The following is a 13,215-nucleotide window of genomic DNA, read 5'->3' as shown; positions in this document are numbered from 1 at the left end:
GGAAACCAAGACTGCGGAAACCAAGACTGCGGAAACCAAGACTGCGGAAACCAAGACTGCGGAAACCAAGACTGCGGAAACCAAGACTGCGGAAACCAAGACTGCGGAAACCAAGACTGCGGAAACCAGGGCCGCAAGCTGGACGATCGAGCGCGTCCAAACGGGCGTGCGCCTGGAAAAGCGGCTGCTGAAAGTGCTGAAGGCGTTGGCCGAGTTGAAGGACATAACCCTCGGCGACCTGCTGGAGGGCATGGCGCTGCATGCCTTCGAGGGCAAGGTGCCTTTCGACAAGGAAACCATCGGCCAGATCGCCGCCCTCAAGAAGGTCTATGGCCTGCCGCTGGGCGCCGATGCCAGTCATCGGCTGAAGGAAAAGGCGCCGATCGACGGAGAAAGATCATGAATGACACTGAGTTTCTGCGGGCCCTTGAAGCCGGCACCCTGCCCTTGAGCGCGTTCGACCACACGGCCCATATCCGCGCCGCCTGGCTTTATCTGACGCAGCGGGATTTCACCGATGCCATCGAGGGGATGCGCCGCGCGATCAAAGGCATTGCGGCGCGGAACGGCAAAGACGGTCTTTATCACGAGACAGTCACCGTCGCCTTCATGACCCTGATCAACGAGCGAGTGGCGCAAGGCGGCGGCGATTGGGAGAGTTTCCGCGCCGGCCACGGCGATCTCTTCACCGGCAACCCGCTGGCAGCCTTCTATTCGAAGGAACGCCTGGCGAGCCCCCTGGCACGACGCATCTTCCTGCTGCCGGATCGCGCCGGCAGCGGCCGCGAAGCCGCCTAGGAAACGATTTCCCAGACCCGTTCCGGCGGGCGGCACAGAACCGCCGCCTTGTCGGTGATGACGATCGGGCGCTCGATCAGCACGGGATCCGCCAGCATATGGGCGATGAGTGCTGCATCGCTCAATTTCGCCGGATCACCCAGCGCCTCATAGGCATCGCCCTTGCGGCGCAGGATGTCGGCCGGCTTCGCCTTCATCAGCTTCAGGATGCGCTGCAGCGTCGCCGCATCGGGCGGGGTTTTCAGATATTCGACAATCTTCGGCGCATGACCTTTTTCCTGCAGCCAGGCAAGGACTTTGCGCGAGGTGCTGCATTTCGGATTGTGGTAGATAGTGATGGCCATCTCGATGGGTCCCGCCGGTCGCCGTGCTCAACTCGATCAATTGCGCGAAGGTAACGAAGCCGGCCGGGCGAGTGCAAGAGATGGTTGCGGGGTGTGCCTGCCAGGAAGCGGATGCCGCGAGCCGATGATGCATGAGGAGATCACCGACGCGGCTGAATTGTGGTCGCATCCCGGGTTCGGGCGGCTGCTCGGCTATGTCGATCAGAAGCGCGGCGGCAACAGATGGGCGCGGCGATCCGATATCGATCCCTGCGAGATTCCGGGCCTGCTGCCGCATCTGTGGCTGATCGAGGTGGCAGAGGGCAGCCCACGGCTGCTGGTGCGCCTGGCCGGCACGCGAGTGGAAAGCGTCTATGGCCGCAGCCTTACCGGAATCCATCTGGAGAATCTCGATTGGGGCCCGAATTCGGCCCGCATCTTCGCCTCGCTCCACGGCATGGCCGATACCGGGCGGGGCCATTTCCTGGATGTGGCGGCGCATGTGACACCGCGCCTCGCGCGGCGGGTGCAGCGCCTGGGCCTGCCGCTTTCCGAGGATCAGGAACGCGTCTCGCATCTGCTGCTGGTGGCGTTCTACGCCTTCACCCGCGGCGGCCAGGGCAGCATCGGGCCGGAACATTTCCGCGAATTCTGGCTGGAGGATGCGGATACCAGGCGTGATCGGGCTGGACGCATCGCCCCCGCCGCACTAAATGAGAAGCCATGAAGCTGATGTATTTTGCCTGGATCCGCGCCAAGATCGGCATGGCCGAGGAAATCGTGACGCCGCCCGCCGACGTGCGCCGGGTGGGCGAGCTTCTCGATTGGCTGGAAGGGCGCGGTGCCAATTTCGCCGCCGCCCTCAAGGAGCGGCGCGTGGTCAAGGTCGCGGTCAATCAGGAATATGTCGATGCCGATCACCTCTTGCAGGCGCAGGATGAAGTGGCCTTGTTCCCGCCCGTGACCGGCGGGCATTGAGCGCATCGGACAACCCATGCCGATCACCATCAAGGTACAGGCAGAGGATTTCGATGTCGGCGCCGAACTCGCCGCGCTGAGCGATGGCCGCGCCCAAGTGGGTGGTGTCGCGAGCTTCCTGGGATTGGTGCGCGACATCGCGCCGGATGCGGCCAGTACGTCCAGCATGACGCTGGAGCATTATCCCGGCATGACCGAGAAGCAACTGACCGCCATCGCCGAAGAGGCGATGCGCCGCTGGCCGCTGGAGACCTGCCTCATCATCCATCGCCATGGCAGATTGCTGCCCGGCGATCGCATCGTGCTGGTGGGGACGGCCTCAGCGCATCGCGAGGCGGCGCTGGAATCCTGCGCCTTCCTCATCGACTGGCTGAAGACCAAGGCACCGTTCTGGAAGATCGAGGATGACGGGCGCCAGCAGCGTTGGGTCGAAGCCAAGGAAAGCGACGACGCAGCCGCCGCGAAATGGGCGCTGCCGAAAAGCTGACGTTATTTGCCGCGGGCGTCTTCGGCCAGCAGCTTCGTCAGGATGTTGCGCCAGGAAGGCAAAGGCGGCGAATAGCGGATGTCGAGACCGGCCGCATCGTTCTTGATGACGACGCCATAGGTCGGCAGCGATCGCTCCCAATCCTTCAACGTGATCACGAAGGAAAATTCCACGCGCTGTCCGACGGACATCCAATCAGGCATGCCGCCGATCAGCACTTCCTGGATGTTCATGTTGACGATCGGATGGGTTTTGCGGTCGACCAGCACGTGCATGCATTTGAGCGTGAAGCGCGGTGATGCCTGGGCGGCGGGTGGTCCCGATTGGGCCTGCATTGTTGAGCCTTTTCTGGATCGAAACGATCCTCTCTCCCTGCAGGGTGCAGCAAGATGGTTAGGAATTGGTTTATAGCGTTTTTGTGACGCGGTTCCCGGCCTTTCCGAGGGATGCGACAATATTCCTGACAGCGAGTTTGAGATCGGATAAATGGCCCCGCGCGACCGCTTCCGGCGCGGCATCTTCGCTGGGCCAGACCAGACTGACGCAACCCAAGACCTTGCTGCCGGCGACGAGCGCCACGGCGATGTCCATCGGCTCGCGCCCATAATCCGAAGATTGCGGCCAATAGCCTTGCGCGCGAATCCCGTAGCCCCGCTTTTGCGTGCGGGCGATTTCGGCGGCGAGCTGACCGCTGGTCGCGGCATGTCGCTCGGCCGGTGAATCGGTCCGCAGCAGATGCTGGAGATGCCGCGCCCGCTCCGCTTCCGAACTTGCCGCGAGAAGCGCGCGGCCGGGCGCCGAGAAAGCAAGCGAGGGACGGAAGCCCGCCACTTGCGGGTCGACGCCGCCCGCCTTGCGCCGGCGGGTGGAATCGATGACCTCGAGGATGCCGGGCTCGATCAGCCAGGTGAGATCGGCGGCAAGGCCGGTCCGCGCCGTGAGGGCGGCCAGATGCGGCAGCGCCAATTGCGCGGTGCGCGCGGCCGTCGCCAAAGCCTGCGGCCCGATGACGGCGACATAGCGGCCGTCATTCCGGCGCCGATAGACCCAGCCGGATCCCGCCAGCGTGTTCAGCAGGCGATAGATGGTGGGCTTTGGCAAGGCGGCGGCGCGGGTGAGATCGGCGAGGCCCAGCGCCCCGCTTTGCGCGAGATGGTCGAGGAGCTGGAGGCCGCGCTGGAGCGAGCGGTTGGCCTTGGGGGCGGGCGGTGCCATGAGGGTAGTGTTTCACCAGGTGAAACACTTGTCTAGGCAGCAACCACAAGGGGGCTTTAGCGTTACCACTCAGGATGACATCCGCGACGGAGCCGCCGCATGCTCGACACCGTTAACCCGATTGGCAACCCGATTGGCCTCGACGGATTCGAATTCGTCGAATTCGCCGCCCCCGACGCAGCTGAGCTCGATCGGGTCTTCACCGGCCTCGGCTTTACCAAGATCGCCGCGCATCGGTCGAAGAACGTGCAGCTCTATCGCCAGGGCGGAATCAATTTCATCGTCAACCAGGAGCGCTCGAGCTTGGCCGATTACTTCGCCGAGGAACATGGCCCCTCGGCCTGCGGCATGGCCTTCCGCGTCGCCGACGCCCATCACGCCTATGCCGAATTGCTGCGCCGGGGCGCGCAGCCGATCGACATCCCGCCGGGGCCGATGGAATTGAAGCTGCCGGCGATCAAGGGAATCGGCGGCGCGCCCATCTATCTCATCGACCGCTATCAACCGGGTGCCAGCATCTACGATATCGATTTCCGCTATCTCTCGGAGGAGCGGCATCCGGTGGGCGCGGGCCTCACCGAGATCGATCACCTCACCCACAATGTCTATAAGGGCCGCATGGCCTATTGGGCGGCGTTCTACGAGCGCCTGTTCCATTTCCGCGAGATCCGCTATTTCGACATCAAGGGCGAATATACCGGGCTCCATTCGAAGGCCATGGCAGCCCCCGACGGCCGCATCCGCATTCCCTTGAACGAAGAAGCCTCGCGCGCGACGGGACAGATCGAAGAATTCCTGATGCGCTTCAACGGCGAGGGCATCCAGCATATCGCGCTTGCCACCGACGACATCTACGCAAGTGTGGACCGGCTGCGCGCGCAGAACGTCGCCTTCATGCCTGCCCCACCCCAGGCCTATTACGACATGTTGGCCGAACGCCTGCCGGGCCATGGCGAGGATGTGGCGGCGCTGCAGGCGCGCGGCCTTCTCATCGACGGCAGCACGGAGAATAACGATCCCCGCATCCTGCTGCAGATCTTCACCGAGACTTTGCTGGGGCCGGTCTTCTTCGAGATCATCCAGCGAAAGCGCGAGGAGGGATTCGGCGAGGGGAATTTCGCCGCCCTCTTCCGCTCGATCGAGCGCGAGCAGATGAGCCGCGGCGTGATTGGCGAGAAATCGGGAGGCCCGGGATGAACAGGCCGGTGAAACTGCCCGTGAAACTACAGGGCGTCCATCACGTCGCCTATCGCTGCCGCGACGCGAAGGAGACGGTGGAATGGTACGAAAAACATCTCGGCATGGATTTCATCCTGGCCATCGCCGAGGACGAGGTGCCCTCGACCAAGGAACCGGATCCCTACATGCATGTCTTCCTCGATGCGGGCGGCGGCAATGTGCTGGCCTTCTTCGAACTCCCCACCAGGGAGCCGATGGACCGCGACCGCAACACGCCGCTCTGGGTGCAGCATCTGGCCTTGAAGGTCGCGAGCGAGGCGGAATTGCTCGGGGCCAAGGAAAGCCTGGAGGCGGCCGGCATCAAGGTGATCGGCCCAATCGATCACACGCTCTTTCACTCGATCTATTTCTTCGATCCCAACGGCCACCGGATCGAACTGGCCCATGACGTGACCACGCCGGAAATGCAGGCGCGCCTTGACGCGGTGAAGCGCCCGATGCTGGAGGAATGGGCGCGGACGCGGAAGGCGCCCAAACATGCCGATTGGCTGCACAAGAAAGCACCCGCTTCGTGAAACTCGCCAGCTTGCGCAACGGGCGGCGCGATGGGGCGCTGCATGTGGTGGATCGCGACCTCACGCGCGCGTTGCCCTGCCAAGCCTTTCCGACCTTGCAGGCAGCCCTCGACGATTGGGACGAAGCGGCGATCATGCTGCAACGCCTGGCCGATGAATTGCGCGACGGGCGCCGGGAAGGCACCCTGCCCTTTCGCGCGGAGGATTGCCTGGCGCCCTTGCCGCGCGCCTATCAATGGGCAGATGGCTCGGCCTATGTGAATCACGTGGCGCTGGTGAGACAGGCGCGCGGCGCCGAGATGCCGGAGAGCTTCTGGTACGATCCCCTGATGTATCAGGGCGGCTCGGACAGGTTCCTGGGGCCTTGCGATCCGATTCCGCTCAAGGATCCGGATTGGGGCTGCGATTTCGAGGCGGAGGTGGCGGTGGTGACCGGCGATGTGCCGATGGGCGCGACACCGGCAGAGGCCACCGAAGCGATCCGCCTTATCATGCTGGTCAACGACGTTTCCCTGCGCAACCTTATCCCGGGTGAATTGGCCAAGGGCTTCGGCTTCTTCCAGTCGAAACCGGCCTCCGCCTTCTCCCCGGTCGCGGTGACGCCCGATGAACTGGGTGCTGCCTGGGCGGGGGCGAAACTTGCGCTCCCCTTGCTCAGCCATTTGAACGGTACGCTCTTCGGCCGGCCCGATGCCGGCCAAGACATGATCTTCGATTTCGGTCAGTTGATCGCCCATGCGACAAAGACACGGGATCTGGCCGCCGGCAGCATCATCGGCTCAGGCACCGTTTCCAACCGCGACGCGGAGGGCGGGCCGGGCCGGAAAGTGTCGGAAGGCGGGCGCGGCTATGCCTGCATCGCCGAGCAGCGCATGGTCGAGACGATCCGGAACGGCGCACCGGCGACGCCCTTCCTCAAACCCGGCGACCGGGTGCGGATCGAAATGCTGGACGGTGCCGGGAAATCGATCTTCGGCGCCATCGACCAGGTGGTTACTGATTCGGCGAGCGCTTGATGGTTTTGATGCGGCCGCGGGACTGGCCGGACATTTCGGCGATCTTGCGGTCCTGGGCTTCGATGATGGTCTTGGCGGGCGTGTCGCCGTCGAGGCCGCCGAGTTCGCCGGCCGGCACCTTGCGGTTCGAAGTCTGGCGACCGTCTTCGTAGATCACGTCGAACAGCACGAAGCCGCTTTCGACGACGGGTTTCTTGCGGGCCATATGAAAATCTCCATCGGGTCGGGCTGATGCGCGCGACCCAACCGAGGGACAAAATCCCGGGCACGACACAAGCAAGGATAAAACAAAAGCAATGGGGCACCAGTTTCCTGGTGCCCCATCAAGCTCGGCGCTGGCCTAAGGCCGGCGCGCGAAAAGGCTTAGACCGCCTTCAGGTTCTCGGCCGAAGTCTTGCCGCGCTTCGGATCGCGCTGCTCTTCGTACGAAACCTTCTGGCCGTCCTTCAGGGTGCCGAGACCGGCACGCTCGACCGCCGAGATGTGCACGAACACGTCCGGGCCGCCGGCTTCCGGCTGGATGAAGCCATAACCCTTGGTGTTGTTGAACCATTTGACAGTGCCGACGGGCATTGCTGTCCTCCGTTAGAAGTTGGGTGGCACCGCTCCCATTGAGCCGTGCATCAGACTGTGTCTCGGAATGACGCGATCTGGGCACCCGGAGGGCGTAGCAGGTCGGCAAGCTCGAAGCAGAATGACGGCCATAAGATAGAAAATCCCACAAAAGACGCAAGAAGAAAGGCGAGCCGGATTCCGAGATTTTTTACTAATACTATGATTTACCGAGATTAATTCTGTGATTGCCGCAACCGCAAAAATGCAATCCCTGCGTGCCTTTGCGCCATTTTCGGAACTTTTGCCGGGCGGGGCGTCATGGAAGTTTCGCCGGGAGGTCACGAAACCATCATCAGCCACCCCTAGCTGTGGCTTTCCGGCCGCCTGCCATCGCGGGCGCCGCGCTCATTGGAGGGGACCCAGATATGAACAGCCAACGCCGTCTCGACACCTTGCTGGCAGGAACCGCGCTGAGCCTTTGCGCCCTTGTCGCCAGCCAATCCGCGGCCCGGGCCGAGGAATCCTATTTCAGCCGCTTGGCGACTCTGCCCGCCTTCCTCAACCTGCCGCAGGACAGCGATCCCGCGACGGAGGCGGCGGCCGAGATCATCACGGCGACCGCCGACGGCATGGGCCTCGTCTACAGCAACAGCCCGGGGAAGGCCCTGGGCTTTGTCGACATCACCGACCCCATGGCGCCCAAGCCCACCGGCCAGATCGACATGGGCGGCGAGCCCACCTCGGTCACCGTGATCGGCAATGTGGCGCTGGTGGGCGTCAACACCAGCGAAAGCTATGCAAAGCCCAGCGGCCATGTGGCCATTGTCGATCTCACCAGCCGGCAGGTGACCGCCACCTGCGACGTGCAGGGCCAGCCCGATTCGGTGGCGGCAAGCCCCGACAAGAAATACCTCGCCGTTGCCATCGAGAACGAGCGCGACGAGGATCTGAACGAGGGCGTCCTCCCGCAGATGCCGGCCGGCCACCTCGCCATTTTCGACGTGGAGAGCGACGGCACCTTGGCCAATTGCGATGCCGCGACCATCGTCCAGATGACGGGCCTCGCCGAGATCGCAGGCGACGATCCGGAACCGGAATTCATCGACATCAACAGCGACAACATCGCCGCCGTGACCCTGCAGGAGAACAACCATATCGCGCTGGTGGATCTCGCCAGCGCCAAGGTCACCGCGCATTTCTCGGCCGGCAGCGTGGATCTCGACAAGATCGACGCCAATGACGACAAGGTCATTTCCGCCATCGACAGCAAGGCCGGAATCCTGCGGGAACCCGATGCGATCGGCTGGCTCGACAACGAGCGATTCGTCACCGCCAATGAAGGCGATTACAAGGGCGGATCGCGCAGCTTCACCATCTTCGACAAGACGGGGAAGGTGCTCTACGAATCGGGGAACGCGGTCGAGCATCTCGCCATGGCCAACGGCCAGTTCCCGGTGAAGCGCGCCAAGAGCAAGGGCGTCGAGCCCGAAGGCCTGGAGATCGGCAAGTTCGGCGACGACACGCTGATCTTCGTCCTGGCCGAGCGCGGCAATTTCGTCGCCGTCTATCGCGACAAGGGCAAGACGGAAGCGCCGGAATTCCTGCAATTCCTGCCGACCGCGGTGGGCCCCGAAGGTGCCATTGCCATTCCCGCGCGGAACCTCTTCGCGGTGGCTTCCGAGACCGACAGCGCCGAGGACAATCTGCGGTCCAGTGTCAGCCTTTACGCCCGCGACGCAGCGGCACCCTTTGCGCCGGCCATCGTCTCGGAAACCGATCCCGCGACCGGTGCCCCGATCGGGTGGGGGGCACTTTCCGGTCTCGCCGCCGATCCCGCGGCGGAGGGCAAGCTCTTCGCGGTCAATGACAGCATCTATGGCCTCTCGCGCATCTACGATCTCGATGCGACCGCCACGCCGGCCAAAATCACCGGCTATGTCGATCTTCAAAAGGACGGCAAACCCGCCGGCTATGACATCGAAGGCATCACGCTCAGGGAGGGCGGTGGCTTCTGGCTGGTCTCGGAAGGCAATCCCGAGAAGGAATTGCTCAACAAGCTGCTGGCGGTGAAAGCCGACGGCACCGTCGAAGAAGAGATCCTGCTGCCCGAGGCCTTGACCGCCCAGGCCGAGCGTTTCGGCCTCGAAGGCATCGCCGCCTGGGACGACAACGGCACCGAGAAGCTGATCCTCGCTTTGCAGCGTGAATGGAAGGACGATCCCAAGGGCCTGGTGAAGCTCGCCATCTATGAGCCGAAGAGCAAAGCCTGGAGCTTCGTCCACTATCCGCTCGAGAAGCCGAAATCGGCCAATAAGGGCTGGGTCGGCCTCTCGGAGATCACGCATCTCGGCGGCTCGCGCTTCGCCCTCATTGAGCGCGACAACCAGCCGGGTGTTTATGCCGCGATCAAACACATCACCACGATCGATCTGGCCGGCATCGAGCCGAAGCCGCTGGGCGAGACCCTGCCGGTGGTCGAGAAAAAGATCGCGCTGGACGTCCTCCCGCTGATGCAGGCCAGCCATGGCTGGATCTCGGACAAGATCGAGGGCCTGACCGTCACCAAGGACGGCCAGGTCTATGCGGTCATCGACAATGACGGTGTCGCGGACGCGCCGGGCGAGACGCAGTTCCTGCGCCTGGGTGCGCTCGATCAGTTGACGCAGTAAACTTCGAACGAACGGGAGCCCGGCACCGAAGCACGGTGCCGGGCTTTTATTTTGCCGTCAGGATAAAATCCGCTTCGCCCAGGATGCGGCCGTTGACGCGGATGTCGAGCTTGTGGGCGCCGGGGTAATAGCGCCGCGTCGTCACGGGTTTGAGGCTGTGCTTGCGCGAGAGAGCGATGGTTTCGCCCGGGGCCAGTTCGACCTGCTTCCATTTGAAGACCTTGGGCCGCAATTCGCCGCGGGCACCGAGATGATGGACGGCATAATCGATGATCGCCATCGCCGCACGCTTCCCCGCATTGCGCAGGGCAAGATCGATGGGGAGAGAGCCGCCGATGGCGATGCGCGTTTTTCCAAGGGCGAGGTCGCGCAGCTGGAATTTCGCCGCCTGATCGACCCCCATCAAATGCAGCGCGCCGCCATGGCCCTGCTTCACCAGATGGCGCAGCGCATGACGGATGAGCGGCGCGCGGCTGGAATCGCTGCGCCAGGCGCCCAGAATTTCCACGGCGAGATCGGGATGGTCCTTGGCGATGTCGTTGAGGGAATTGGCGACCGAGCGGCGCACGGCTTCGATCGGATCGTCGCGCAGGGCTTCGAGAATCGGCAACAGAGGCGCGGGATCGGCGACCAGCGCCTGGAGCCTGAGGCCCCAGGGAAGACGCGGCCGTGCGCCTTCCGAGGCCAGGCGCCGCACGCGCCAATCCTTGTCATCGGCCCAATCGCGCATCACGCCCAGCACGCGGGCCTGATCGCGCACCAGAAACGGGCGGATGTCGAATTCGCCGGAGAAGTGCCGCGTCGTATCCTTGAAATAGGCAAGCGCATGGTCGGTGTGATCCAGCCCGGCCTGCGCCACGAAGCGGTGGCAGGGAAGCACGCGGAACGAACCGAAATCGGTGCCGTCACCGGCGGGCGGCGGCGCGCCCAGGGCCTTGGTAACGATCCGCACCGCTTTCCGGAAATCTGCCGGCAGGGTCGCCTGCATCTCAAGCGCGATGCGGTCGACCCGCGCGATGAGTTCCAATGCTGGCAGATCAGCGAGTATCGCGCGCTTGAACTTGGCGGCAGGGAAATCCGGCCAGGCCGAACCGAGCCGCCCGGCCAGCCAATCGACCGCCGCCTTGTTGAACATTTCCTTCAAAGGCTCGGCCATCGTCACCTCGTCATCCCTGAACAATCGGATGGGAAGGCCTGTAACGCGATTCGGGGCGCGGGCAAACCGGTTCGCGGCAAGCCTATCCTCACTGCTGCCACAACGCTGGCAGCAGCGATCGTCAGCGATGCTTGAAAGCAGGCTTCCGCTTTTCGACGAAGGCTGCCATGCCTTCCTTCTGGTCCTCGGTACCGAAGGCGGCGTGGAACATCCGGCGCTCGAACTTCACCCCTTCGGCGAGGCTGGATTCGAAGGCGCGGTTCACGGATTCCTTCGCCATGAGGACGATGGGGAGCGAGAAGCCGGCGATCTTGCCGGCAACTGCCATCGCTTCTTCCATCAGCTTCTCGGGTGCTACGACGCGGGCGACGAGGCCCGCGCGTTCGGCCTCGGCCGCATCCATCATGCGCCCGGTGAGGACGAGATCCATCGCCTTGGCCTTGCCCACGGCGCGGGTGAGGCGCTGGGTGCCGCCGGCGCCGGGGATGATGCCCAATGTAATTTCCGGCTGGCCGAATTTCGCGTTTTCGGCGGCGATGATGATGTCGCACATCATCGCCATCTCGCAGCCACCGCCCAAAGCGAAGCCCGCCACCGCCGCCACCACCGGCTTGCGGCATTGCGCGACACGTTCCCAGCCCTTGCTGATGAAATCCTTGACCAGCACGTCGACAAAACCGCGGCTGGCCATTTCCTTGATGTCGGCGCCGGCGGCGAAAGCCTTTTCAGAACCGGTAAGGATGATGGCACCGATCGCGTCATCGTTTTCGAGATCGTCGAGGGCAATCCCCAGTTCGGCGACCAATTGATCGCAGAGCGCATTCAAAGCCTGGGGCCGGTTCAAGCGAATGATGCCGACGCGGCCCTCGCGCGTCAGGTCGATGGTGGCAAAAGCCATGATCGCAAACTCCCGATCGATTAATTGTCCGAGGAAAGGGTGAAGGTCGCCGTCACCGGGCCGGCTTCGGGTCCGAGCACGTCGATCTTGAGGACCTGGTTCTCGCGCCGCCAATTGCCCTCGTCGGTTTCGTCCCAGCCCAGTTGCGGCAGAGTCGATTCGTAAAAATCGTGCACCGAATCCGCGGTGCCGGGGCCGCTGGCGTAGGCGGTGACGATGCGCCCGACTGCGGAATCGAACACGGTCGATTTGTCCTTGGCCTCCTTGAGGCCTTCGGGCAGCGGCAGATCGCTGATACCGGTGAGGTAATCGGTGGCCAAAACCGGCAGAGCCGGCAGGAAAAGCGCGAAAGCGAGGCTGGCGGCAGCAAGGAATCGGCGCATTTCCGTCTCCGAGAAAAGGGGCCTTTTTCTACCCCGGATAAGGCGGCGTCACAAGCCGCCCTGAGCGGCGGGATTTCACGCAGGTGACATGATCCGGACACAGGATGCGGATAGCTCATAGTTCGGTCGCGATCTAAGCATCAGGCATGGTTTCGGTGGTTACTTGGGGGACGAAAAGACGCCCGCCACAGGAGGAAACAGATGTTTGCCAGCAACACACGATCTGCCCGCTCGACCGCCCATGGCAGCCTTCTCCAGGCTGTCGGCACCCATTTCCGGGATATGGCCGAGACCTGGCGCCAGCGCCGGCATCTCGCCAATCTGAGCGATGGACAACTTCGGGATATCGGCCTCACCCGCGCCGATGTCGCCGCCGAGACAAACCGACCGTTCTGGAAGCTTTAGGCCCGCGACCTCAATCGCGCAGCAACATCTCTCGCACGCTGTCTGCGGTGCCTATCAGCTGGTCACGCGGCAATCCGGGAAATTCCTGGCTGTAGAAGCGGGTGAGGCCATTCGGCAGTTTTTCCTCGACGATCTCGCCCCGGATCATTTGGTCGCTCAATGCGTCGCCGGAGCGATGCGGCGCCAGATGGACGTGAAGGTGCGGAACGCCGTCACCGAAAATGTAGACATAGACGATTTCGCTCTGCGTGGCGGCTTTCAGTGCCTGGGTGCATCTTGCCAGCGCAGGACCGAAAGTCCTGGCCTCGTCGCCATCAAGCACGTGTATGTGAGAGATGTGGCGCTTCGGTTCGAGATAGGCAAAGCCTGCAACCTCGGCGGAGAGGCTGACCGTCAGGCGCCAATGCGCATCCTGCCAGACCTCGATGCGCTCGAGCTCGGCATCGGCGTCGGCGCCGCGACACAATATGCACGCTCTGCTGGACATTTCCCGCTGATCCCCATCTTGCCAGTACATCGCCGGGCGCGGCGCCCGTAACGGTTGGGCGGCATGCGCGCGGATCGGGTAACTATGCCCG

At 63.4% G+C, this 13,215-nt stretch carries 19 protein-coding genes; 10 read left to right on the top strand and 9 right to left on the bottom strand.

The window, feature by feature from the left end; all coding sequences use genetic code 11:
* Together ACE3PR_RS15710 and ACE3PR_RS15705 are read left to right on the top strand one after the other, a co-directional pair.
* Positions 1-403, top strand: a 403-nt coding sequence (locus ACE3PR_RS15710) for a hypothetical protein (protein ID WP_374373777.1), incomplete at its 5' end; no start/stop codon positions are given.
* Complete coding sequence (locus ACE3PR_RS15705; protein ID WP_374373775.1) at positions 400-798, top strand: hypothetical protein; 399 nt, start codon at positions 400-402, stop codon at positions 796-798. The genes ACE3PR_RS15710 and ACE3PR_RS15705, both read left to right, overlap by 4 nt.
* Here the strand turns inward: ACE3PR_RS15705 and arsC are convergent.
* Positions 795-1,142: an arsenate reductase (glutaredoxin) gene (arsC, locus tag ACE3PR_RS15700; protein WP_374373773.1), complete on the bottom strand. Its 348-nt coding sequence runs from the start codon at positions 1,140-1,142 to the stop codon at positions 795-797. The genes ACE3PR_RS15705 and arsC overlap by 4 nt on opposite strands.
* Positions 1,143-1,266: 124 nt before the next feature.
* On the opposite strand from arsC, the gene ACE3PR_RS15695 reads away from it, so the two are divergent.
* Genes ACE3PR_RS15695 through ACE3PR_RS15685 form a run of 3 tightly spaced genes read left to right on the top strand, consistent with a single transcriptional unit; the run spans position 1,267 to position 2,586 of the window.
* The gene (locus tag ACE3PR_RS15695; protein ID WP_374373770.1) at positions 1,267-1,848 is read left to right on the top strand and encodes a PAS domain-containing protein; all 582 of its coding nucleotides are present in this window, start codon (positions 1,267-1,269) and stop codon (positions 1,846-1,848) included.
* Entirely contained in the window at positions 1,845-2,099 is a 255-nt protein-coding gene (gene moaD, locus ACE3PR_RS15690) for a molybdopterin converting factor subunit 1 (protein ID WP_374373768.1), read from the top strand. Before ACE3PR_RS15695 ends, moaD begins: the two co-directional genes overlap by 4 nt.
* Positions 2,100-2,121: 22 nt before the next feature.
* On the top strand, positions 2,122-2,586 hold the full coding sequence (locus ACE3PR_RS15685) for a molybdenum cofactor biosynthesis protein MoaE (protein WP_374374013.1): 465 nt from the start codon (positions 2,122-2,124) through the stop codon (positions 2,584-2,586).
* A gap of 2 nt (positions 2,587-2,588) precedes the next feature.
* Here the strand turns inward: ACE3PR_RS15685 and ACE3PR_RS15680 are convergent, their stop codons facing one another.
* Both ACE3PR_RS15680 and ACE3PR_RS15675 read right to left on the bottom strand, forming a co-directional pair.
* Positions 2,589-2,921 carry a hypothetical protein gene (locus ACE3PR_RS15680; RefSeq protein ID WP_374373765.1) on the bottom strand — a complete coding sequence of 111 codons (333 nt, stop codon included), beginning with the start codon at positions 2,919-2,921 and terminating at the stop codon, positions 2,589-2,591.
* Between the two features lie 70 nt (positions 2,922-2,991).
* The gene (locus ACE3PR_RS15675; RefSeq protein ID WP_374373763.1) at positions 2,992-3,801 is read right to left on the bottom strand and encodes a helix-turn-helix domain-containing protein; all 810 of its coding nucleotides are present in this window, start codon (positions 3,799-3,801) and stop codon (positions 2,992-2,994) included.
* A gap of 99 nt (positions 3,802-3,900) precedes the next feature.
* On the opposite strand from ACE3PR_RS15675, the gene hppD reads away from it, so the two are divergent.
* From hppD to ACE3PR_RS15660, 3 genes are read left to right on the top strand one after another with little or no spacing between them, the layout of a single operon-like run.
* Positions 3,901-4,998: a 4-hydroxyphenylpyruvate dioxygenase gene (gene hppD / locus ACE3PR_RS15670; protein ID WP_374373760.1), complete on the top strand. Its 1,098-nt coding sequence runs from the start codon at positions 3,901-3,903 to the stop codon at positions 4,996-4,998.
* Entirely contained in the window at positions 4,995-5,555 is a 561-nt protein-coding gene (locus tag ACE3PR_RS15665; protein WP_374373758.1) for a VOC family protein, read from the top strand. Before hppD ends, ACE3PR_RS15665 begins: the two co-directional genes overlap by 4 nt.
* Entirely contained in the window at positions 5,552-6,571 is a 1,020-nt protein-coding gene (locus ACE3PR_RS15660) for a fumarylacetoacetate hydrolase family protein (RefSeq protein WP_374373755.1), read from the top strand. The genes ACE3PR_RS15665 and ACE3PR_RS15660 overlap by 4 nt, the downstream gene beginning before the upstream one ends.
* On the opposite strand, the gene ACE3PR_RS15655 is transcribed toward ACE3PR_RS15660, so the two are convergent.
* Both ACE3PR_RS15655 and ACE3PR_RS15650 read right to left on the bottom strand, forming a co-directional pair.
* Complete coding sequence (locus ACE3PR_RS15655; RefSeq protein ID WP_374373753.1) at positions 6,549-6,776, bottom strand: hypothetical protein; 228 nt, start codon at positions 6,774-6,776, stop codon at positions 6,549-6,551. The two genes, ACE3PR_RS15660 and ACE3PR_RS15655, sit on opposite strands and share 23 nt — an antisense overlap.
* Positions 6,777-6,934: 158 nt before the next feature.
* A complete protein-coding gene (locus ACE3PR_RS15650; protein ID WP_374373750.1) occupies positions 6,935-7,144 on the bottom strand; it encodes a cold-shock protein in 210 nt (69 codons plus the stop codon).
* 407 nt (positions 7,145-7,551) lie between these two features.
* On the opposite strand from ACE3PR_RS15650, the gene ACE3PR_RS15645 reads away from it, so the two are divergent.
* Positions 7,552-9,795, top strand: a complete 2,244-nt coding sequence (locus tag ACE3PR_RS15645; RefSeq protein ID WP_374373748.1) for an esterase-like activity of phytase family protein — start codon at positions 7,552-7,554, stop codon at positions 9,793-9,795.
* 46 nt (positions 9,796-9,841) lie between these two features.
* Here ACE3PR_RS15645 and ACE3PR_RS15640 read toward each other — a convergent pair whose 3' ends face one another.
* The 3 genes from ACE3PR_RS15640 to ACE3PR_RS15630 form a co-directional block, all read right to left on the bottom strand.
* A complete protein-coding gene (locus tag ACE3PR_RS15640; protein ID WP_374373746.1) occupies positions 9,842-10,951 on the bottom strand; it encodes a hypothetical protein in 1,110 nt (369 codons plus the stop codon).
* A gap of 121 nt (positions 10,952-11,072) precedes the next feature.
* Positions 11,073-11,849 (bottom strand): enoyl-CoA hydratase, encoded by a 777-nt coding sequence (locus tag ACE3PR_RS15635; RefSeq protein WP_374373744.1) that lies wholly within the window; start codon positions 11,847-11,849, stop codon positions 11,073-11,075.
* A 20-nt stretch (positions 11,850-11,869) separates the two neighbouring features.
* Complete coding sequence (locus ACE3PR_RS15630; RefSeq protein WP_374373741.1) at positions 11,870-12,232, bottom strand: hypothetical protein; 363 nt, start codon at positions 12,230-12,232, stop codon at positions 11,870-11,872.
* A gap of 201 nt (positions 12,233-12,433) precedes the next feature.
* Between ACE3PR_RS15630 and ACE3PR_RS15625 the strand changes: the two genes are divergently transcribed.
* Positions 12,434-12,637, top strand: a complete 204-nt coding sequence (locus ACE3PR_RS15625; protein ID WP_374373739.1) for a DUF1127 domain-containing protein — start codon at positions 12,434-12,436, stop codon at positions 12,635-12,637.
* A gap of 10 nt (positions 12,638-12,647) precedes the next feature.
* On the opposite strand, the gene ACE3PR_RS15620 is transcribed toward ACE3PR_RS15625, so the two are convergent.
* Entirely contained in the window at positions 12,648-13,124 is a 477-nt protein-coding gene (locus ACE3PR_RS15620; protein ID WP_374373737.1) for an HIT family protein, read from the bottom strand.
* Positions 13,125-13,215: the final 91 nt, after the last annotated feature.

The sequence above is a fragment of the Dongia sp. genome, assembly GCF_041909655.1.
Classification (GTDB): Bacteria; Pseudomonadota; Alphaproteobacteria; order Dongiales; family Dongiaceae; genus Dongia.
The sequence above is the reverse complement of the archived record's forward strand: the minus strand, read 5'-3'. Positions and strand labels throughout refer to the sequence as shown.